Here is a 19,442-nt window from a genome sequence, read left to right as displayed (position 1 = left end):
AGCCCCGGGTCACGGATTCGGGTGCCCGCCCAGGTGCGTCGGCGTCGGGGCCCGCTCCAGTTCGTGGCGGAGGTCCTCCAGCTCGCTGCCGCCCGCCATCTGGCGGGTGAGCTCGTCGAGCGTGACCGAGTCCTTGGTGTGGCTGGCGGACATCGTTCCGCGCTTGAGCAGGATGAACCGGTCGCCGACCAGAAACGCGTGGTGCGGATTGTGGGTGATCAGCACGACTCCGAGGCCCGCGTCCCGTGCCGCCGCCACGTACTTCAGCACCACACCGGACTGCTTCACACCGAGCGCGGCGGTCGGCTCGTCCAGCACCAGGACCTTCGCGCCGAAGTAGACGGCCCGGGCGATGGCCACACACTGGCGCTCGCCGCCGGACAGCGTCCCGATCGGCTGGTCGACGTCGCGCAGGTCGATGCCCATGCGCAGCAGCTCGGAGCGGGTGGTCTCGCGCATCTTCTCGACGTCGAGCCGCTTGAAGGGGCCCGCGCCCTTGGTCGGCTCGGAGCCGAGGAAGAAGTTCCGCCAGACCGGCATCAGCGGGACGACGGCCAGGTCCTGGTAGACCGTGGCGATGCCGCGGTCCAGCGCCTCGCGCGGGTTGGCGAGGCTCGCTTCCTCGCCCTCGATGCGGAAGGTGCCCGCGTCATGCTGGTGCAGACCCGCGATGATCTTGATCAGGGTGGACTTGCCCGCGCCGTTGTCGCCCAGCACGCAGGTGATCTCGCCCGCGTGGACCACCAGGGACACGCCTTCGAGCGCCCGGATGTTGCCGTAGTACTTGCTGACGTCGTCGAGCTCGACCAGCGCGGTCGAGCGCGCGTCGGACGTCTTCGCTGTCTTCGCGGTTGTCATCGCGTCGCCTCCGCACGCTTGCGGACCCATGCGTTGAGCAGGGTGGCCAGGAGGAGCATCGCTCCGAGGAAGAACTTGAACCAGTCCGGGTTCCACTCCGCGTACACGATGCCCTTGCTGGTCATGCCGAAGATGAACGCGCCGACCGCCGAGCCGATGGCGGAGCCGTAGCCGCCGGTGATCAGACAGCCGCCGATGACGGCCGCGATGATGTACGTCAGCTCGTTGCCGACGCCCTCGCCGGACTGCACCACGTCGAACGAGAAGAGCAGGTGCTGGCCGGAGATCCAGGCGGCGAAGGCGACGCCCATGTACAGGCCGATCTTGGTCCTGGTGACCGGGACGCCGACCGCCCGGGCCGCGTCCGCGTTGCCGCCGACCGCGAAGATCCAGTTGCCGAAGCGGGTGCGCAGCAGGATCCAGGTGGCCACCGCGACGAGGGCGATCCACCACAGGATGGTCACCTTGAGCGTGACGTCGCCGAGGGTGAGCTCGGAGGCGAAGAGCTTCTTCGCCGACTCGAAGCCGTCCATGTCGGCGATGGACTTGGTGGAGACCGTGCCGCTGATCAGCTTGGTGAAGCCGAGGTTGAGGCCGGTCAGCATCAGGAACGTGCCGAGCGTGATGATGAAACTGGGAAGTTTCGTACGGGTCAGCATGAACCCGTTGAAGACGCCGACCGCCAGCGTGACCAGCAGCGAGACAAGGACGCCGGCCCAGACGTTCGCCGTCATCTGGTAGCTGAACATCGCGGAGATCAGCGCGGAGCTGGTGACCATCACACCGGCCGAGAGGTCGAACTCGCCGCCGATCATCAGCAGCGCGACGGGCACGGCCATGATGCCGAGCGTGGAGGCCGCGTACAGCACGGTCGAGAAGCTGGACGCGCGCAGGAAGGAGTCCGCGACGATCGAGAAGAAGATGAAGACGGCGACGGCACCGACGACCGAGCCGAGCTCGGGCCGGCCCATCAGCTTGCGCAACGGCGAGGTGCGCAGCAGCCGTTCGTCGGTCTTGCCGGGCTGCCGGGTGCCGGCAGGTGGTGCGGTAGCACTCATCGTGTCCCCCGCTCGGTGTAGGCCTCGAGCGCGGCGGCGCTGCTCTCGGTGATGATCTGCGGCCCGGTGAGCACGGGCCGGCCGCCGCCGAGGACATCGGCGTTGTACTTGTAGAGCCACAGCAGGTCGATGGCCTGGTACCCCTGGAGGTACGGCTGCTGATCGACCGCGAAGCCGAGGGTGCCCGCCTTCAGCGCCCCGGCGACCTTGGCGTTGAGGTCGAAGGTGTCGACCTCGGCCTTGCTCTCCGCGGTCTTCTTCGCCTGTACGGCGGCGTCCGCGAACGGCGCGCCGAGCGTGACCACGGAGTCGATCGAGCGGTCGGCCTGGAGCTTCGCCTCGATGGAGGCCTGGACGTCGGGCATGTTGGTGCCGTCGACGTACAGGTTCTGCAGCTGTCCGCCGAACGTCTTCTTGACGCCCGCGCAGCGCTGCTCGTGGCCGACGTTGCCCTGCTCGTGCAGCACGCACAGGGCCTTCTTGCGGCCGCGCTTGTCGAGTTCGTCGCCGACGGCCTCGCCGGCGACGGTCTCGTCCTGGCCGATATGGGTGAGCGCGCCGTACGCCTTGGACTGCTCGGAACCCGAGTTGACGGTGATCACCGGGATGCCGGCCCTGGTGGCCTTGGCGACGACGTCCTTCATCGCGTCCGGCTTGGCCAGCGTGACGATCAGGCCGTTGACCTTCTTGTCGATGGCGGCCTGGACGAGCTGGGCCTGCTGCTGGCCCTCGTCGCTGTGCGAGTACAGGAAGTTGATGTTGTCCTTGGCTGCGGCCTGCTTGGCGCCGTTCTGGACGATGTCCCAGAAGGTGTCTCCGTCACCGGAGTGCGTGACCATGGCGAAGGTCCAACGGGGCGTGTTCACCGCCGCCTTGCCCGCGGCCGCCTGGGCCTTGCGGGCGTCCTCGGCGCGCTTGCCGCCCGTGCTGCTGCATCCCGCGAGAGAGGCTCCGAGTACCGCCGCCAGCACCGCGCCGAGTGCGCGTGCCCCTGTCCTTGCCCAAGGGTCTTTCGTCTGGATCTTGCCGGGCTCGCGTGCCCTGGCACCGCGCCTCGCCGCGTTGTCGTCAGTCGGCATGGCTCCGCCATGCCTCCCTCCTCCGCCTTGCGATCCACGGCACCAGACCCCGCTCACTGATCCGGCCTGATCCAGACGAAAGACCCTCACCACGACGCCGTGCCCTTCATGCCGTACTTCCCGGTGCGGCCGGGGGGCGAATGATCGCGCCCCGGCCGCCCAAGTATGTGTCACGGCAGGTCGGCGGGTCGGCATGGGGTGTGCCGGGGTTGTCATCAGGCAGACCCGATGAGTCATCGGGTGCCGTCGGCGGTCAGCTTCTCGAGGGCCGGCACGTCCTTCTCGGTGATCAGCGCCGGGCCGGTGAGGATCGGCTTTCCGCCGCCTATGACATTGCGGTTGACCTTGTTGAGCCACAGCTCGTCGATGGCGAGGTAGCCCTGGAGGTACGGCTGCTGGTCGACGGCGAAGCCGATCTCGCCGGCCTTGAGCTGCTTGACCACTTCCGCGTTGAGGTCGAACGTGTTGACCTCGGCGCTGGAGCCCGCGCCCGACTTGGCCTTGACGGAGGCGGCGGCGAACGGCGCGCCGAGCGTGACGACGGCGTCGATGTCCTTGCCGCTCTGCAGCTTCGCCTCGATGGAGGAGGTGGAGGCGGGCATGTTGGTGCCCTCGACGTTGATGTTCTCGACCGAGCCCTTGAAGGTCTTCTTCACGCCCGCGCAGCGCGCCTCGAGCGAGACATTGCCCTGCTCGTGGATGACGCAGAGCGCCTTCTTCTTGCCGCGCTTGTTCAGCTCCTCGCCGACCGCCTCACCGGCCACGGCCTCGTCCTGACCGATGTGGCTGAGCGCGCCGACCGCCTTGGAGAACTCGGCGCCGGAGTTGATGGTGACGACGGGGATGCCTGCGGCGACGGCCTTCTTGACGACCTCCTGGACCGCTTCGGGCTTGGCGAGGGTGACCACGATGCCGTCGACCTTCTGGTCGATGTAGGTCTGGACGAGCTGCGCCTGCTCCTTGCCCTCCTTGTTGGCGGCGTAGAGGAACTCGACGTTGTCCTTCTTGGCCGCGACCTTGGCGCCGCTCTGGACGATGTCCCAGAAGGTGTCGCCCTCGCCGGAGTGCGTCACCATCGCGATCTTCAGCCGTTCGGTGGCGGCGGGCACGCCGCCTCCGCCGCCCTCCGAGGGGCTGTCCTTCGCCTCCTTGCCGCCGGAACTGCTGCATCCGGCGACGACGACCAGGGCACATGCGGCGAGCAGCGCTGCTGCCGTGCGGTTGGTACGCATGGTGGTTCCGCCTTCTCTCCCGGCCGCCCGGTTGCGGCTGGGAGCGTTTTTACGGCGGCTGCGCGACCCCGTCAAGACTTTGTCCGAACATTCTTACGCGAAGGACATTCTTACGTGACCTGAACGTGCCGGTCGGATGCCCGCTCAGGGCCGTACGAGCAGCTGGAACTCGAAGGCGTACCGCGAGGCCCGGTAGATGTGTGACCCGAACTCGACCGCGCGGCCCGTGTCGTCGAACGTGGTGCGCTCCATGGTGAGCACCGGAGCGCCGGCCGGCTCGGTGAGCAGTTCGCCCTCGTCGGCGGTGGCGGCCCGCGCACCCACCGACTGGCGTGCGCTGTGCAGCGTGATCCCGGCGGCCCGCATCATCCGGTACAGACCCGTTGCCTCGAGCCGAGCGGTGTCGCAGTCGAAGAGGCCGGCGGGCAGATGGTTGCGCAGCAGAGCCATGGGCTCGCCGTGCGCGTACCGCAGCCGCTCGATCAGCTGGACGTCACTGCCCTCGGCGACGGCGAGAGCGGCGGCGACCTCGGCACTCGCCGGTTCGACGGTGTTGCGCAGGACGACGGTGGCCGGCCGCTGACCGGCCGCCTCCAGGTCGTCGTACAGGCTGCTGAGCTCCAGCGGACGCTTGACCTGGCTGTGCACGACCTGGGTGCCGACACCGCGGCGGCGCACCAGCAGGCCCTTGTCGACGAGGGACTGGATGGCCTGGCGGACGGTCGGCCGGGACAGGCCGAGCCGGCCCGCCAGCTCGATCTCGTTGCCGAGCAGACTTCCGGGGGTGAGGGTCCCTTTCTCGATGGCTGCTTCCAGCTGCTGGGACAGCTGGAAGTAGAGCGGGACCGGACTGGTGCGGTCCACGCTCAGCTGGAGAGACAGGGACGAATCCGTCACGTGTCTGGGCTGCTTGGGCACGGGGCGAGCGTAGTCGCAGGGAATGTTGACGGGAAGTCGTGAAGTTCGGTTGTCAGGACAAAGTCTTGACACGATGCCTGGCACGGCAGCACCTTTGGGCCATGCGCATCGGACTCATCGGGACGGGACGAATCGGGACTTTCCACGCGGGGGTGCTCAGCCGCCACCGGGAAGTCGGCTCACTGGTCGTGGCGGACGCCGACCCGGCCAGGGCCGCCGCGGTCGCCGAGCGGACCGGGTCCACCGCGGCGCCCAGCGCACGCGAGATCTTCGCCTGGGGCGTGGACGCGATCGTGATCGCCTCGGCGACCGCGTCGCACGCCGATCTGATCGCCCGCGCTGCCCGCGCCGGGCTCCCGGCCTTCTGCGAGAAGCCGATCGCGCTCGATCTGCCGGGCACGCTGGGAGCGCTCCACGAGGTCGAGTCGGCGGGCACGGTGCTCCAGCTGGGCTTCATGCGCCGGTTCGACGCGGGTTACACGGCGGCGCGCGAACTGGTGCGTTCGGGCCGCCTCGGCCGGCTGCACACCGTACGGGCCATGACCTCCGACCCCGCCCCGCCGCCCGCCGAGTATCTGCCGCTCTCCGGCGGCCTGTACCGGGACTGCCTGGTCCATGACTTCGACATCCTGCGGTGGGTCACGGGCCGCGAGGTCGTGGAGGTGTACGCGACCGGGTCGGACGCGGGCCCCTCGATGTTCCGCGAGGCCGGCGACGTCGACACGGCTGCGGCCGTGCTCACCCTGGACGACGGCACGCTGGCCACGGCCACGGCCACCCGGTGCAACGGCGCGGGCTACGACGTCCGCATGGAGCTGGCCGGCGAGCTCGACCAGGTCGCGGTCGGCCTGGACGACCGCACACCGATCAGCTCCACCGAACCGCAGGGCCCGCCGGCCGCCGACAAGCCGTGGCCGGGCTTCCTGGAGCGATTCGCGCCGGCGTACGAGGCGGAGCTGGACACCTTCGTCCGAGTGGTGGCGGGCGAGGCGGACAACCCGTGCGACGGCCGCGAGGCGCTGACGGCGCTGCGGATCGCGGAGGCGTGCGAGCTGTCGCGCCGGGAGCACCGGCCGGTCCGCCTGGAGGAGATCCCGTCGGACTGACCGCCCGCGTCCGGCCTGATCGGCCGGACGGGCCCTAGGCGGGCTCCTCCTCGTCCAGCAGGCCCGCATCATGCGCCAACAGGGCAATCTGTACTCGGTTGTTGAGATCCAGCTTGGCCAGGATCCGGGACACATGCGTCTTGACCGTCGGCACGCTCATGTACAGCGTCGCCGCGATCTCCGCATTCGACTGGCCTCGTCCCACGGCGACCGCAACCTCCCGCTCCCGTTCCGCCAGCGAGGCCAGCCGCCGGGCCGCAGCGCCGCGGCGGGTCTCCGGTGCGCGGTCGGCGACATGGGTCATCAGCTGGCGGGTGACCGCCGGTGAGAGCACCGGATCGCCGGACGCCACCCGGCGGACCGCGGCGACGATTTCGGCGGGCGGCGTGTCCTTGAGTACAAAACCGGCCGCGCCCGCCCGCAGCGCGCGCAGCACCTGCTCGTCCGCGTGGAAGGTGGTGAGGACGACGATCTCCGGCGCATCCGGCCTGCTGCGCAGTTCCTCCGTGGCGGTCAGCCCGTCCATCGTCGGCATCCGGATGTCCATCAGCACCACGTCGGGCGTCAGCCGGTCGACGAGTTCCGCGACCTCGGAGCCGTCCGCCCCCTCCCCCACGATCTCCAGATCGTCGGCCCCGCCGAGCATGAGGGAGAGCCCTGCCCGTACGAGCGGATCGTCGTCGACGACGAGCAACCGGATAGTCATGCCGCCCACGGTAGCCAGGCCCGGACACGGAACCCGCCGTCGCCCGTCGCTCCGTGCTCGAGCCGGCCGCCCGCGAGCGTGGCGCGTTCGGTCAGCCCGATCAGGCCCTGGCCGGATCCCGGCACCTTCGGCACCTCTCCGAGAGGGGCCGGGTTGTCGACGTCCACGGTGAGACCGCTGCCCGGTCCGCCGACGACCGCGACGGTGACCTCCGTGCCCGGCGCGTGCTTGCGGGCGTTGGTCAGGCCCTCCTGCGCGATGCGGTAGACCGTGCGCCCGATGGCGGCCGGGACGGCATCCGGGTCGTTGATCCGGTTGTCGAGAGTGACCTTCATCCCGGCGTCCCGGGACTCGGCGACCAGCGATTCCAGCGTGGCGAGCGTCGGCTGCGGCCGGTCCGCGCCGTCGCCCTCGCCGGGCGCCCGCAGCACGCCGATGATCTCGCGCAGGTCCTGGAGCGCCTCGTGCGCGCTGTCACGGATCACACCGGCGGCCCTGGCGACCTCGGCGGGCGGCGCGTCCGGCCGGAACTCGAGGGCCCCCGCGTGGACGCTGAGCAGGGTGAGCCGGTGCGCCAGCACATCGTGCATCTCGCGGGCGATGGCCTCACGGGCCAGCCTCTGCGCCTGCTCGGCGCGCAGCTCGGCCTCCGTCTCGGCCCGGTGGGCCCGCTCGCGCAGTGCGACGACCAGCTGGCGGCGGGAGCGTACGAGCATGCCCCAGCCGGTCATCAGCAGGATCAGGACCAGCCCGGCGATCACCGAGGCCAGAAAGGACATGCCCGGGTCGGGGCGGACGGCGGCCTGGACTACGGAGCCCGCGACGGCGAGCGCCCCGACGATCGCGACGGGCTTGAAGGGCCGGTGCACGGCCAGGCTGAACAGGCTCACCAGCAGCGCGCCCGCGGCGACTGGCACCAGCACGCAGACCACGATCAGCGCGACCGCGAGCCCGACCGGCGCCCGCCGCCGCACCCACAGGGCGCAGCAGGCCACCGCGCCCACGAGTTGGTCGGCGAAGACGACCAGGTCGGTGTTGCCCGCCTGCTGGCTGGTCTCGGCGGCGAGCATGCCGATGATCGCGGCGAAGACGAAGAGCAGGATGTCCACGACCCAGTCGCGCACGGTACGGCGCGGCCTGGCCCGGCCTCCGTCGCCCGGCCTGTCCGGGTCGGACGGTCCTGCCATGGCCGACGGAAGCAGCCAGGGGTATTCCGTACGCGTCATGTCGACAAACCTACGCAGGTGAGCGGTGTCCGGCCGTGCCTCGGCGGCGGGAAGCTACCAAAGTCGCGGACGTCGAGACTTTCGACGCTGCGGCACATCCCGAGGGCCGACGCGAGGGCCCGGCCCGGGCCGCGAGGATCGCGGCATGAAGAAGATTCTCGAGGGCGTCGGCACCGTGCTGCTGGTCGTGGGCGGGTGCGGAGTGATCCGTGAGCTGACCGGTTGGTTTCCCTTTCTGGGCTTCACCCGCTTCGTCACGGAGCACATCGCGTTTCTGCACGGCCGCGAACTCTTCACGCACATCGTGCTCGCGGTGGTCGGCTTCGGCGTGCTGATGATCGCCGACCAGTACCGCAAGGCGTGAGCGCCGGGGTCAGACCTTCGCGTTGTTGAGCCGCGTCACTTCGGCCAGGTGCTCCGCCATTCGGTTGCTGACGCCGCCGCCGGTGAAGAGCACGGCCCCGACGACGGAGACCGGCACGGACAGCCCGAGTACGCCGAGCAGCTCGGGCCAGTCGCGCTCGGCCGTGCACTTGTTGCCGTCGCTGTACCCCTCGTCGGCGGTCGACCGCTCCGTGAAGAGCCGCGCCTCGCAGGCCGACTCGTAACCCGCGTCGTACGGAGTGAGCAGCAGCACGCCGAACCACACCCAGAGCAGCGCCGCGACCGAGAGCAGCCCCGCGCCCCATGCCTGCGCGCGCTTGGCACGGCTGCGGAATTCGATGTCGTAAGGGAGTGATCGCATGGGCCCCGAAGCTAGCAACGGCCAGGCAGGCGGCCCGGATCGGGTCGCTCGACTAGGCGTTTTCGGGGAGTTCGTACGTGCCGAACTCGGGGCGGCCCGCCAGTTCGAGCGTGTGGATGGACACGCCCGTGCTCGTCGTGCGGGACTCGACATGCTTGAAGGCGGTCGGCACCGCGCCGTTCGCGAAGAAGTGCCGGCCCTTGCCGAGGACGACCGGGAAGACGAGCAGATGAACCGTGTCGATCAGGTCGTGCGCCATCAGGGACTGGGCGAGGGCGGCGCTGCCGTGGATCTGGAGCTCACCGTCCGTGCGTTCCTTGATTGCGGCGACCTCTTTGACGAGATCGCCCCTGACGACGGTGGTGCCGTCCCAGTCGGCCTTGTCGATCGAGTCCGACACGACGTACTTCGGCAGCGAGTTGAGCCGGGAGGCAACCGGGTCATTGGGGTCCGTCACCTTCGGCCAGTAGCCCGCGAAGATCTCGTACGTATGGCGGCCCAGGAGAAACGCGCCGGCCCGGTCGAAGACCTCGGTGATGAACCGGCCGAAGTCCTCGTCGGCGTACGGCACGGTCCAGCCGCCGAGGTCGAAGCCGCCGCTGCGGTCCTCGTCGGGGCCGCCGGGAGCCTGGTGGACGCCGTCGAGCGTGACGAATGCAGTGATCGAGAGCTTTCCCATGACTGCGCCTGCTTTCGAGTCGTGCGGGTCTCCTGCCATCAGCTCAGACCACGCTCCGGCCCGCAACTCATCGCTCTAACCCGTGTGCGTCGAGAACGTGCCGCCCGTCGGGCCCTGCTTGTCGCCGCCCCGCGCCTTCCGCAGCGCGTTGGCGAGGCCCTCGATCGTGAGCGACTGGAGGATCACCCGGCCGTTGCCCTCCAAGGTGGCGAGCGACAGGCCCTCGCCGCCGAAGACGGCGTTCATCAGCCCCTGGCGGTTCAGGCCGCCGACCCGCTGGACTCCGTACTGGATGCCTTCCTCGAAGGCGACGATGCAGCCGGTGTCGACCTCGACGCGGCCGCCGAAGTCCGCCGGGTTCAGGTCGATGAAATTGCCCGCGCCACAGATGATCACCGTTCCGGTGCCGGTGAACTTCTCCAGGATGAAGCCCTCGCCGCCGCTGCGGCCCGTCTTGCCGCCCCGGAAGGCGATGCCGAAAACGACGCTGGACTCGGCGGCCACGAAGGCGTCCTTCTCGGCGAACCAGGCGCGCGAGCCGTCGAGTTCGAGCGCGCGCATCTCACCGGGCAGGACGCCGGCGAAGCCGACCGTGCCTTCACCGCCGGTGCAGGTGAAGTACTGGAAGGCCAGCGACTCGCCGGCGAGGGCGCGCTGGCCCGCCTGCATGGCGGTGCCCATGGCCTGGCGCAGCACGCCGCCCATGCCGCCGCTCCCGGGCTGCTGGCCGCCCGCGGACGGTGAACCGGGTCCGGAGAGGCGGGTCTCCATCGTCACGTTGGACGTCTTGAACAGGAACTTTCCGGCCTCGCAATAGACAGTCTGGCCGGGCTGGAGGGAGACGACCGCCATCTGCATGGCGTTCCCGACGATCTCTTGCTGAAGGGTCACACCGGGATTCAACGTCCGTTTGCCGCCAGCGCGGAGGAGGCGGGGCCGCTTTCCTTGAGCCCGTAAGCACTACGGATAAAGCCGATGAAGCGGGCAAAAGGGGAGCGCATGTCCAGGACAGCTCTGGTGACCGGAGGCAGCCGCGGGATAGGAGCGGCGATCGCGCTGCGGCTCGCGCAGGAGGGCGTCGATGTCGCGATCACCTATGTGCGGGACGAAGAGGCCGCACAGGAGGTGGTGCGCAAGATCGAGGCGGCCGGGCAGCGGGCCGTCGCACTGCGGGCGGACGCGGCCGACGCGGAGGCGGCGGGCTCGGTCGTCGGACGGGCCGTGGACGCGCTCGGCTCGCCCGGCTCGCTCGACATCCTGGTCAACAACGCGGGCGTCGGTGTGCTCGGCCCGATCGGGACGCTGTCGGCCGACGACGTGGACCGGGCGCTGGCGGTGAATGTACGGGCGGTCTTCCTGGCCTCGCAGACGGCGGCGGCCCGCATGGAGCGCGGCGGCCGGATCGTCTCCGTCGGCACCTGCATGACCAAGTACGTGCCGGGCCCGGGCGGCACGCTCTATGCCATGAGCAAGGCGGCGCTGATCGGTCTGACGAAGGCGCTCGCGCGTGAACTGGGCGACCGCGGGATCACGGCGAACCTGATCCACCCGGGCCCGATCGACACCGGCATGAACCCGGCGGACGGGCCGTACGCGGACCCGCAGAAGGCGAGTACGGCGCTGGGCCGCTTCGGCACACCTGACGAAGTCGCGTCGCTCGTGGCGTACGTGACGAGCGACGAGGCGGCGTACATCACGGGCGCGGAGCTCTCGGTCGACGGCGGCCACGCGGCCTGACCTCGGGGCTGTGCCCCGAACCCCTGCCGGCCATCGGGCACGGAGCCGACGGGGCCGCCAGTTCCGGCCGGCGGCCGTGTGCCCCGGACTCGGCTTCGCGTCACGCACGCCGCCTGGTGCGGAGCCCTGGCGGGCCGCCGCTTCCGGCCGCGCGCCGGGCTGCGCCCGAACCCGCGCCTGCGGGTTCGGGCGCGGAGCTCTCGGTCGACGGCCGCCACGCGGCCTGACCTCGGGGCTCGCCCCGAACCCCTGCCGGCCATCTGACACGACGGGGCCGCCAGTTCCGGCCGCTGGCCGTGTGCCCCGCACTCGGGCCTCTCGCCCGCGCACGCCCCCTGGTGCGGAGCCCTGGCGGGCTGCGCCCACCGGCGCTCCGCTCGCCGGGGCGTCGGCGGAGCCGAGGTGCCCGGCCCGGATCGAGGAGCCTGCCCCCAGGCCCCGGTCACGTCCCTCGGCGACGATCGGCTCTTCCGCGGGGCCGGACTTTCCAGCGCCGCGCGGGCCCTGTTGTCGGCCCGGCAGTTCCCACCGATGTCCGGGCTCCGCCTGAAGCTCGCCCACGGCGGTGGTCTGGAGGCCTGACCGGGGGACTCGCCCCGGGGCCTTCACGCCTCCGCCCATGGCTGGACGTGTGCCCCGCACTCGGGCCTCGCGCCACGCACGCCGCCTGGTGCGGAGCCCTGGCAGGCCGCCGGTTCCGGCCGCGCGCCGGGCTGCGCCCGAACCCGCGCCTGCGGGCTGGAATTTCCAGGCCCGCCCGGTGGGCCTCAGCGCCGCCTCCCACGGCCTGCGGGTGTGGGAGGCCGGCTGAGGTGTGATGCCCGGTCCGGGGCAAGGGGCACCCCCCGGACCACGGACGTCCCGGGCGGCGAGGGGCGGTCCCTCGGACGAAGTCCGGCTCACGCCCGCAGGGCGTACGGGGTCTGGGGGCGGAGCCCCCAGACCAACATCAGCCGCCCAGTTCCTGGTGGCGGGCCTTCAGGCGGGCCGCGCCGTCCGACGTCAGCGAGCCGAACAGGCGGAGGCGGGAGATGCCTCCGTCGGGGTAGATGTCCACCCGGACATGCGTGCCCACCGCCGGGGTGTCGAGCACGAAACGGTGGTTCGTGTCCGGCTGGAGGCGCGTCCGCGGGAGGACCTCGGTCCAGGAGTCCGAGCCGTCCGAGCCGTCCGAGACGGACAGGGACGCCCAGCCGGCCGAGTTGCCCTTGAGATACGCCGTGTCGATCTCCACCGCGCGGATCTCGGACTGGGCCACCAGCTGGTAGCGAATCCAGTCGTTGCCCTTGTCGCGCCGCCGGCGGGTCTCCCAGCCGTCGTCCATCTTGCGCGAGCGGCCCGGCTGGATGGTGTTGGTGGCCGGCGAGTAGAAGCGGTCGGAGGCGTCCTCGACCTGGCCGCCGTTCTCCAGCGCGACAAGGTCGAAGGTGCCCAGCGTGCCGAGCCAGGCCGGGTCGGGCGCGACCTCTCCGTAGACGCGCAGCCGTGCGATGCCGCCGTCGGGATGCTGGTTGACGCGCAGATGCGTGAAGCGCTGCTCGACGTCGACCGCGAAGCCGTTCGCCGCGTGGCCGCCGACCGCGGTGCGCGGCACGAGAGTCACCCACTTCACGTCGTCCGCGAGGAGGTCGTCGGGGGACGGGGAGCCGGGCAGGGACGTGGCCTCGACGGAGACCGCCTGCGGATAGTTCCCGCGGAAGTGCGCGGTGTCGACGACGATGCCGCGTACGACGCCGGGCGCACCGAGGCGTACCAGCGCCCAGTCGTGGTCCTCGTCCGTCGGATGCGGCCGGTCGGCCGATACGCCACGGCGGCGGCGGGTCTCCCAGCCGTCCATGATCTTGCCCTTGTGGCCGAAGTGCTCCGGGTCGAACTCCGCGGGCTCGGGCTTCAGCAGGTTCTCGCGCTCGGCGAAGAACTCGTCGTTGGCGGCGAGGACGCCCGCGCCGAGACGGCGGTCGGCGAGGTCGGCGTGGTGCACAAACGGAAAGTCGGCCGTGCGGTAGTCGGCGTACGGGTCGCCGCCGCCGAACGGGCTGGCGTCACCGGTGAAGGAAGGGATGGACACGATCAGTTGTTCCTTTCGAGCAGCCGGCCGGTCGGTGCGGCCAGGGTGCCGTTCTCGACGATGCGTTCGCCGCGCAGCCAGGTCGATGTGACGACTCCGTGCAGGGTCTTGCCCGCGTACGCCGTCACCTGGTTGCGGTGGTGCAGCCGGGCCGGGTCGACGGTGAAGGTCTCGTCGGGCGCGAGGACCGCGAAGTCCGCGTCGCGTCCCGCCTCGATGGCGCCCTTGCGGTCGAGTCCCGCGAGCCGGGCCGGGGCCGCCGACATCCAGCGGACCACGTCCTCGAGGCTGTGGCCGCGCTTGCGGGCCTCGGTCCAGATCGCCGGGAGACCCAGCTGGAGCGAGGAGATGCCGCCCCAGGCGGATGCGAAGTCCGGGGTCTTGAGGTCGGTGGTGCACGGCGAGTGGTCGGAGACGATGCAGTCGATCGTCCCGTCGGCCAGGCCCTGCCACAGCGCGTCCTGGTTGGCCGCCTCGCGGATGGGCGGGCAGCACTTGAACTCCGTTGCGCCGTCCGGGACTTCCTCGGCGGTGAGGGTGAGGAAGTGCGGACAGGACTCGACGGTGAGCCGCACGCCTTCCGCCTTGGCGGCGGCGATCAGCGGCAGCGCGTCACTGGACGACAGATGAAGTACGTGCACCCGGGCGTTCAGCCGCCGGGCCTGCGCGATCAGGTTCTCGATCGCGGTGTTCTCGGCGTCCCGGGGCCTGGACGCGAGGAAGTCGGCGTACTTCGGGCCGGACTCCTGCGGGGCGGCGGCCAGTTGGTGCGGGTCCTCGGCGTGCACGATCAGCAGTCCGCCGAAGCCGGCGATCTCGGCCAGCGAACGGGCGAGCTGCTCCTGGTCGAGCTCCGGGAACTCCTCGACGCCGGACGGCGACAGGAAGCACTTGAAACCGAAGACACCGGCGTCGTGCAGCGGCCGCAGATCCTTGACGTTGGCCGGCAGGGCTCCGCCCCAGAAGCCGGTGTCGACATGGGCCTTGGGCCGGGCGACATCCTGCTTGGTCCGCAGATTGTCGACGGTGGTGGTGGGCGGAAGGGAGTTGAGCGGCATGTCCAGCAGCGTGGTGATGCCACCGGCGGCGGCCGCGCGCGTGGCGGTCCAGAAGCCCTCCCACTCGCTGCGGCCGGGGTCGTTCACATGGACATGCGTGTCGACGAGGCCGGGAAGGACGACCTGGTCACCGAAGTCCTCGAACCGGGCTCCGGCCGGCACCTCGGTGTCGTACGGCAGCACCGCGGCGATCTTCTCCCCGGCGACGGCGACCGAGGCGGCACGCGTCCCTTCCGGAGTGATGACGCGTGTCGAGCGCAGCACCAGGTTCACGTCCACGTTCACGTCCGCGTTCACGTCCACATTGGACACCCGTGCCCCTCACTTCCGCTTCACCCGGCTTTCCGCCCGGAAAATTCAACGAACTGTTGAAGGAGTCTTCACTTCCGAGTCCGGCCAGTCAAGACCCCGCCAAGACGCCGCCCCCGGCGCTCCATCACCTTGGACGTTTCCATGAAGTGAAACTAGAATTTCACTGAGCAGAAGGTAGCTTTACCCTAGGAATGAGTCGAGAGAGCGCGGGAGGTGCGGACGACACCCTGACAAACACCCCCTGACCGGCAGAGACGCCTTTGACGAGTGCACTGTGCCGGACTCAGCCGCCCGGTAGGCTGCTCACTTGTCTGCCTGCCCGAAAGGACCGCCCACGTGCCGACGCCCAGCGCCAGCGCCACCGACGCCGCCAAGACCGCGAACAGCGGCGGCGTGCAGTCCCTGGAGCGCGCCTTCGACCTGCTCGAAAGAATGGCCGACGCCGGCGGCGAGGTGGGTCTCAGCGAGCTCTCGGCCAGCAGCGGGCTGCCGCTGCCCACGATCCACCGCCTGATGCGCACGCTCGTGGCCTGCGGTTATGTACGCCAGCAGTCCAACCGCCGCTATGCGCTCGGCCCCCGTCTGATCCGCCTCGGCGAGTCCGCGTCCCGGCTGCTCGGCACCTGGGCCCGCCCGTACCTGGCGCGGCTGGTCGAGGAGACCGGCGAGACGGCGAACATGGCGCTGCTCGACGGCGACGAGATCGTTTATGTCGCGCAGGTGCCGTCCAAGCACTCCATGCGCATGTTCACCGAGGTCGGCCGACGGGTCCTGCCGCACTCCACGGGCGTGGGCAAGGCGCTGCTCGCGAACACCGCGCCGGACGAGGTGCGGGCGCTGCTCGCGCGGACCGGCATGCCCGCCGCGACGGAGAAGACGATCACCACGCCGGACGGCTTCCTGGACGCGCTCGAACAGGTCCGGCGCAGCGGCTACGCGGTGGACGACAACGAGCAGGAGATCGGGGTGCGCTGCCTCGCGGTCCCGGTCCCGAACTCCCCCACCGCGGCGGCGATCTCGATCTCGGGCCCTGCGGGCCGGGTCACGGAGGCGGCGACGGAGAAGATCGTCCCGATCCTCCAGGAGGTGGCGGAGGAACTGTCCTCGGCGCTGGCGAACACGGCGGCGCAGGGCTGACGCGCGGTTCGGGTAACCCGGGGCGTTCCCGTAACCGGCGGCGTTCGCGTAACCGGCGGTGTTCCCGTGACCGATGGTGTTCGTGTGGCCGGGGTGTTCGCGTAACCGACGGCGTTGCCGCCAACGCGGCTCGGCCCGTGGTTACGCGCGCCTGCGCGGCGGGATCTCGCCGAAGTGGTCCACCGCGTTCCGGACCTGCATCAGCGCCGGGCCCAGCGCGCTCACCGACCCGATCGCGCCCGCGATCAGCAGTAACGACCGCCGCATCCGCGGGATTTCGGGGTCACCCGCCGCCACCATCGCGGCCAGTACCGCCAGTTCGTCCTCCGCGATGCCGCGGTCGGGGAACTCGGCGGGATGACCGGCCAGTTCACGGCGAAGCCGGGAGACGGCGGATCTCAGCGCCGTCGCCCTCGGGTCCTCGCCGCTCTCTGTCACCCGCGTCTGCCCTACGCTCCGCAACAAAGCCCTCCCCCTCGCACGTCGTTGTGCCGATTCGACGACCGTCAGCAGTTGGACGGACACTGAGGGTCGCGGGAAAGCTACGCCATCCGATGCGGTACGCGCCACTCCACGGACGGAATTCAGTAGGAGGGCTGTACGGAGTCGATCGCGCCGCGCCAGACAGTGACATCAACGGTCACGTAGTGGCTGGGATCCGACTCCGGCGACCTCCCCTGGAAAGTCACCAGGCCCACGTTCCCCGTCTCGCTCAGCACACAGAACTTCGCACCCTTCGAGAGGTTCTCGATCTTGAGCGAGGTGGCGAAGCGGGTTTCACCCTTGCAGGTCGCCAGATCGGCCTTCTGATCCGTGCGCAGCAGGATGATCTTGCTGTTCGTGGCAGTGATGGTGCCGAGGTAGTACTCGTGCTCGAAGTCGACGGTGTTGGCGCCGTCACCCTCGGTCGGCTTGACCGGATCGTCGCCGAGGTTGATGCCGTAATCGTCGGTCACATTGAGGCCGTTGTACGTCTTGGGCGTCGGGTCCTTGACCGGTTCGCTGGGCTTCGAGGACTTGTCGCCGCCCGGGCTGTCGGTGGCGCCGTTCCCGCTCGCGTCCGGCGTGCTGCCGGGGTTCTCCTGGCCCTGCGACTGGTTGTCCTTGTCCTTGTCCTTGCCGGACAGATAGATGCCGCCGCCGACGAACGCGCCGAGCACCGCCACGGCGATGACGACGGCGATGCCGACGCTTCGGCCGTTCTTCTTGGGCGCACCGGGCACACGGGCGCCGGAGGCCGCCTGGTACGGCTGCACCGGGTACGGCTGCACCGGCCTGACCTGTTGAGGCGCGGTGTGCGCGTGCGGGGTTGCGTGTGCCTGCGGGTAGCCGTAGGTCGGGTTGTGGGGTGCCGGCCCGAAGCCGGGCGGCGGGGTCGCCGGTGCGGACGCCGTGGTGGGCGGCGGAACGGGAGCGGACGCGTGCATCTGGGCCTGGCCGGCCGCCTGGGTGGGCGCGTAGTGCGGCGACTGGGCGGGCGGCTGCTGAGCCGGAGCCTGAGTGGCGGCCTGCGTGGGCGGGTGGGCCGGCGGCTGCAACGGAGCCGGGGCCTGTCCGGCCGGCGGCGTCACCGGCGGCGCGGGGGCTGCCGCGCGCGTCGTGATCTCGGCCGCGACCGCACCGGGCAGCCACTCCTCGGGACGCCGCAGCACCGTTTCCGCATTGGCGGTCTGGCACATGGTCAGCAGCTCGGCGACCGACGGCCGGCCCTCCGGCTCCTTCGTCAGACAGCGGGTCACCAACTCCCGCAGCTGGTCGGGCAGTTCGGTGAGGTCGGGCTCCTCGTGCACGATCCGGTACAGCACGCCGTGCGAAGTGCCTTCACCGAAGGCTGCCTTGCCGGTCGCCGCGTACGCCGCGATCTGGCCGAGCGCGAAGATGTCGGTCGCCGGGGTGACCGTACTGCCGGCCGCCTGCTCGGGGGCCATGAAGGACGGCGTGCCGATGGTGACGCCGCTGCTGGTGAGCGAAGTGGCGTCGGCGGCACGGGCGATGCCGAAGTCGATGACGCGCGGCCCGTCCGAGGCGAGCAGCACGTTGGCGGGCTTGAGGTCGCGGTGGACGATGCCCGCACCATGGATGACATGGAGCGCCTCGGCGATACCGGCGACCAGCAGCAGCACAGTCTCCACCGGCAGCTTGCCGTGGTCGCTGACGGCGTCGGCGAGTGAGGGCCCGGGGACGTACGCCGTGGCGAGCCAGGGCTGCTTGGCCTCGGCGTCGGCATCGATGACCGGCGCGGTGTACAGGCCCTGAACGCGCTGCGCGGACTGCACCTCCTGTGCGAACCGGCGGCGGAATTCCGCGTCTTGGGCGAAGTCCGGCCTGATCACCTTGATGGCGATGGGCCGGCCACCGGGCGTGTACGACAGATAGACCTTGCCCATGCCGCCGGCGCCGAGCTTGGCGGCGAGCTTGTATCCCGCAACGTTCTTCGGGTCGTCCTCGCCCAGCGGCTGAAAGACCGTGCCCTCGTGTGCTCGCCCACTCATCGACTCTCGTCCCCCATGCCGAACTTCAGTACCGGAGGGCACCCTATCCAAGGCGCGCCCCGCTCTCCACGTCGGACGACGGGTGCGGTGCACGCGGTTGCGGAAGACGGCGAGCGGTCCATGAATCGTTCGGCATTTCGACCGGCGAGGTTCGGCACTTCGACCGGTTATGAGGTAGGGAGTCCTTATGGCACACCCGCACTCAGGCCCCCACGCGCGGCCATCCAAGGAACCCGTCGTCGCCGGGCTGTTGCTCGCCGCCGGTGGCGGACGGCGGCTCGGCGGACGGCCGAAGGCACTGCTCGAACACCGAGGGCGGCCGCTGGTCGAGCACGCGGTGCGCGTGCTGCGCGACGGCGGCTGCGGCCCGATCCATGTGGTGCTCGGCGCGGCGTCGGACCGGGTCCGGGAGCGGGCCGAACTCGCGGGCTGCGTACTGGTCGACAACCCGGACTGGGAGCAGGGCATGGGCTCCTCGCTGCGCGCGGGCCTGGAGTCGCTGGCCGGCACAGGCGCGGACGCCGCGCTCGTGTCGCTGGTGGACCAGCCGGGGATCGGCGCAGCCGCGGTGTCCCGGGTCCGGGCGGCGTACGGCTCCCGGGATGCGCTCGCGGCCGCGGCGTACGAGGGTGAGCGGGGGCATCCGGTGCTGTTCGGCGCGGACCACTGGAAGGGCGTCGCGGCGAGCGCGGTGGGTGACCGCGGGGCGCGCGCGTATCTGCAGGAGCACGCGGCCTCGGTGGCCCTGATCGAGTGCGGCGACATCGCCCAGGCGTACGACATCGACACGGCGGAGGATCTGACGCACCTCGAGCAAGGCCGGTCCGGCACGTGAGTGACACCATGCGTGAACGGCGTGGCACTGAGAGCCATGGTCCCTCGACCCGGAGAATCTCGATATCAACAAACCATTGAACTTCCACCATGAGGAAACTACTATCCACTGGTCAGAAGCGCCCGACTCCACAGAAGCGCCCGCGACCGCACCTCGGCTCCGGCGGCACCGAGTGCCGTATACCTTGCCCCGGCGG

General features: G+C 70.5%; 19 protein-coding genes. 5 read left to right on the top strand and 14 right to left on the bottom strand.

The genetic code is table 11. The annotated features are described in order from the left end of the window. Positions 1–9 precede the first annotated feature (9 nt). The 5 genes from ACH4YL_RS24570 to ACH4YL_RS24550 form a co-directional block, all read right to left on the bottom strand. A complete protein-coding gene (locus ACH4YL_RS24570) occupies positions 10–858 on the bottom strand; it encodes an ATP-binding cassette domain-containing protein (protein ID WP_398509561.1) in 849 nt (282 codons plus the stop codon). Continuing rightward, the gene (locus ACH4YL_RS24565; protein WP_398509560.1) at positions 855–1,916 is read right to left on the bottom strand and encodes an ABC transporter permease; all 1,062 of its coding nucleotides are present in this window, start codon (positions 1,914–1,916) and stop codon (positions 855–857) included. The genes ACH4YL_RS24570 and ACH4YL_RS24565 overlap by 4 nt, the downstream gene beginning before the upstream one ends. Continuing rightward, on the bottom strand, positions 1,913–2,887 hold the full coding sequence (locus ACH4YL_RS24560) for a sugar ABC transporter substrate-binding protein (protein WP_398509632.1): 975 nt from the start codon (positions 2,885–2,887) through the stop codon (positions 1,913–1,915). The genes ACH4YL_RS24565 and ACH4YL_RS24560 overlap by 4 nt, the downstream gene beginning before the upstream one ends. Before the next feature lie 341 nt (positions 2,888–3,228). Continuing rightward, on the bottom strand, positions 3,229–4,227 hold the full coding sequence (locus ACH4YL_RS24555) for a sugar ABC transporter substrate-binding protein (protein ID WP_398509559.1): 999 nt from the start codon (positions 4,225–4,227) through the stop codon (positions 3,229–3,231). Positions 4,228–4,371: 144 nt separating this feature from the next. Next, a complete protein-coding gene (locus ACH4YL_RS24550) occupies positions 4,372–5,091 on the bottom strand; it encodes a GntR family transcriptional regulator (RefSeq protein ID WP_398509631.1) in 720 nt (239 codons plus the stop codon). A gap of 155 nt (positions 5,092–5,246) precedes the next feature. Here ACH4YL_RS24550 and ACH4YL_RS24545 point away from each other — a divergent pair, with 155 nt between their 5' ends. Next, positions 5,247–6,251, top strand: a complete 1,005-nt coding sequence (locus ACH4YL_RS24545; protein ID WP_398509558.1) for a Gfo/Idh/MocA family oxidoreductase — start codon at positions 5,247–5,249, stop codon at positions 6,249–6,251. A gap of 34 nt (positions 6,252–6,285) precedes the next feature. Here ACH4YL_RS24545 and ACH4YL_RS24540 read toward each other — a convergent pair whose 3' ends face one another. Beyond that, positions 6,286–6,957, bottom strand: a complete 672-nt coding sequence (locus ACH4YL_RS24540; RefSeq protein WP_398509557.1) for a response regulator — start codon at positions 6,955–6,957, stop codon at positions 6,286–6,288. After that, complete coding sequence (locus ACH4YL_RS24535) at positions 6,954–8,183, bottom strand: sensor histidine kinase (protein ID WP_398509556.1); 1,230 nt, start codon at positions 8,181–8,183, stop codon at positions 6,954–6,956. The genes ACH4YL_RS24540 and ACH4YL_RS24535 overlap by 4 nt, the downstream gene beginning before the upstream one ends. A 145-nt stretch (positions 8,184–8,328) precedes the next feature. Here ACH4YL_RS24535 and ACH4YL_RS24530 point away from each other — a divergent pair, with 145 nt between their 5' ends. Then, positions 8,329–8,547: a hypothetical protein gene (locus ACH4YL_RS24530; RefSeq protein WP_398509555.1), complete on the top strand. Its 219-nt coding sequence runs from the start codon at positions 8,329–8,331 to the stop codon at positions 8,545–8,547. Positions 8,548–8,556: 9 nt separating this feature from the next. On the opposite strand, the gene ACH4YL_RS24525 is transcribed toward ACH4YL_RS24530, so the two are convergent. The 3 genes from ACH4YL_RS24525 to ACH4YL_RS24515 all read right to left on the bottom strand — a co-directional run bounded on the left by ACH4YL_RS24525 (position 8,557) and on the right by ACH4YL_RS24515 (position 10,498). Next, entirely contained in the window at positions 8,557–8,928 is a 372-nt protein-coding gene (locus ACH4YL_RS24525) for a hypothetical protein (protein WP_398509554.1), read from the bottom strand. Between the two features lie 52 nt (positions 8,929–8,980). Next, positions 8,981–9,607 (bottom strand): dihydrofolate reductase family protein, encoded by a 627-nt coding sequence (locus ACH4YL_RS24520; RefSeq protein WP_398509553.1) that lies wholly within the window; start codon positions 9,605–9,607, stop codon positions 8,981–8,983. A gap of 75 nt (positions 9,608–9,682) precedes the next feature. Continuing rightward, positions 9,683–10,498, bottom strand: a complete 816-nt coding sequence (locus ACH4YL_RS24515) for an AIM24 family protein (protein WP_398509552.1) — start codon at positions 10,496–10,498, stop codon at positions 9,683–9,685. Positions 10,499–10,606: 108 nt separating this feature from the next. Between ACH4YL_RS24515 and ACH4YL_RS24510 the strand changes: the two genes are divergently transcribed. Continuing rightward, complete coding sequence (locus tag ACH4YL_RS24510) at positions 10,607–11,344, top strand: SDR family NAD(P)-dependent oxidoreductase (protein ID WP_398509551.1); 738 nt, start codon at positions 10,607–10,609, stop codon at positions 11,342–11,344. Between the two features lie 949 nt (positions 11,345–12,293). Here ACH4YL_RS24510 and alc read toward each other — a convergent pair. Both alc and allB read right to left on the bottom strand, forming a co-directional pair. Continuing rightward, positions 12,294–13,415 (bottom strand): allantoicase, encoded by a 1,122-nt coding sequence (gene alc / locus ACH4YL_RS24505; RefSeq protein ID WP_398509630.1) that lies wholly within the window; start codon positions 13,413–13,415, stop codon positions 12,294–12,296. Then, entirely contained in the window at positions 13,415–14,749 is a 1,335-nt protein-coding gene (allB, locus tag ACH4YL_RS24500) for an allantoinase AllB (protein ID WP_398509629.1), read from the bottom strand. The genes alc and allB overlap by 1 nt, the downstream gene beginning before the upstream one ends. Before the next feature lie 369 nt (positions 14,750–15,118). Here allB and ACH4YL_RS24495 point away from each other — a divergent pair, with 369 nt between their 5' ends. Continuing rightward, on the top strand, positions 15,119–15,919 hold the full coding sequence (locus ACH4YL_RS24495; protein WP_398509550.1) for an IclR family transcriptional regulator: 801 nt from the start codon (positions 15,119–15,121) through the stop codon (positions 15,917–15,919). A gap of 141 nt (positions 15,920–16,060) precedes the next feature. Here ACH4YL_RS24495 and ACH4YL_RS24490 read toward each other — a convergent pair whose 3' ends face one another. Further along, positions 16,061–16,384, bottom strand: coding sequence for a DUF5955 family protein (locus ACH4YL_RS24490; RefSeq protein ID WP_398509549.1), 324 nt, complete (start codon positions 16,382–16,384; stop codon positions 16,061–16,063). Between the two features lie 119 nt (positions 16,385–16,503). Further along, a complete protein-coding gene (locus ACH4YL_RS24485; protein ID WP_398509548.1) occupies positions 16,504–18,411 on the bottom strand; it encodes a serine/threonine protein kinase in 1,908 nt (635 codons plus the stop codon). Positions 18,412–18,598: 187 nt separating this feature from the next. On the opposite strand from ACH4YL_RS24485, the gene ACH4YL_RS24480 reads away from it, so the two are divergent. Continuing rightward, entirely contained in the window at positions 18,599–19,246 is a 648-nt protein-coding gene (locus ACH4YL_RS24480) for an NTP transferase domain-containing protein (RefSeq protein ID WP_398509547.1), read from the top strand. The last annotated feature ends 196 nt before the right edge of the window (positions 19,247–19,442 follow it).

The organism is Streptomyces sp. NPDC020681 (assembly GCF_044334895.1).
Classification (GTDB): domain Bacteria; phylum Actinomycetota; class Actinomycetes; order Streptomycetales; family Streptomycetaceae; genus Streptomyces.
The sequence above is the reverse complement of the archived record's forward strand: the minus strand, read 5'-3'. Positions and strand labels throughout refer to the sequence as shown.

Bases quoted from the DNA above. Each gene is read 5' to 3' on its own strand.
- ACH4YL_RS24570 (WP_398509561.1), bottom strand. From the start codon at position 858: ATGACAACCGCGAAGACAGCGAAGACGTCCGACGCGCGCTCGACCGCG.
- ACH4YL_RS24565 (WP_398509560.1), bottom strand. From the start codon at position 1,916: ATGAGTGCTACCGCACCACCTGCCGGCACCCGGCAGCCCGGCAAGACC.
- ACH4YL_RS24555 (WP_398509559.1), bottom strand. From the start codon at position 4,227: ATGCGTACCAACCGCACGGCAGCAGCGCTGCTCGCCGCATGTGCCCTG.
- ACH4YL_RS24545 (WP_398509558.1), top strand. From the start codon at position 5,247: ATGCGCATCGGACTCATCGGGACGGGACGAATCGGGACTTTCCACGCG.
- ACH4YL_RS24540 (WP_398509557.1), bottom strand. From the start codon at position 6,957: ATGACTATCCGGTTGCTCGTCGTCGACGACGATCCGCTCGTACGGGCA.
- ACH4YL_RS24535 (WP_398509556.1), bottom strand. From the start codon at position 8,183: ATGACGCGTACGGAATACCCCTGGCTGCTTCCGTCGGCCATGGCAGGA.
- ACH4YL_RS24530 (WP_398509555.1), top strand. From the start codon at position 8,329: ATGAAGAAGATTCTCGAGGGCGTCGGCACCGTGCTGCTGGTCGTGGGC.
- ACH4YL_RS24525 (WP_398509554.1), bottom strand. From the start codon at position 8,928: ATGCGATCACTCCCTTACGACATCGAATTCCGCAGCCGTGCCAAGCGC.
- ACH4YL_RS24520 (WP_398509553.1), bottom strand. From the start codon at position 9,607: ATGGGAAAGCTCTCGATCACTGCATTCGTCACGCTCGACGGCGTCCAC.
- ACH4YL_RS24510 (WP_398509551.1), top strand. From the start codon at position 10,607: ATGTCCAGGACAGCTCTGGTGACCGGAGGCAGCCGCGGGATAGGAGCG.
- ACH4YL_RS24485 (WP_398509548.1), bottom strand. From the start codon at position 18,411: ATGAGTGGGCGAGCACACGAGGGCACGGTCTTTCAGCCGCTGGGCGAG.
- ACH4YL_RS24480 (WP_398509547.1), top strand. From the start codon at position 18,599: ATGGCACACCCGCACTCAGGCCCCCACGCGCGGCCATCCAAGGAACCC.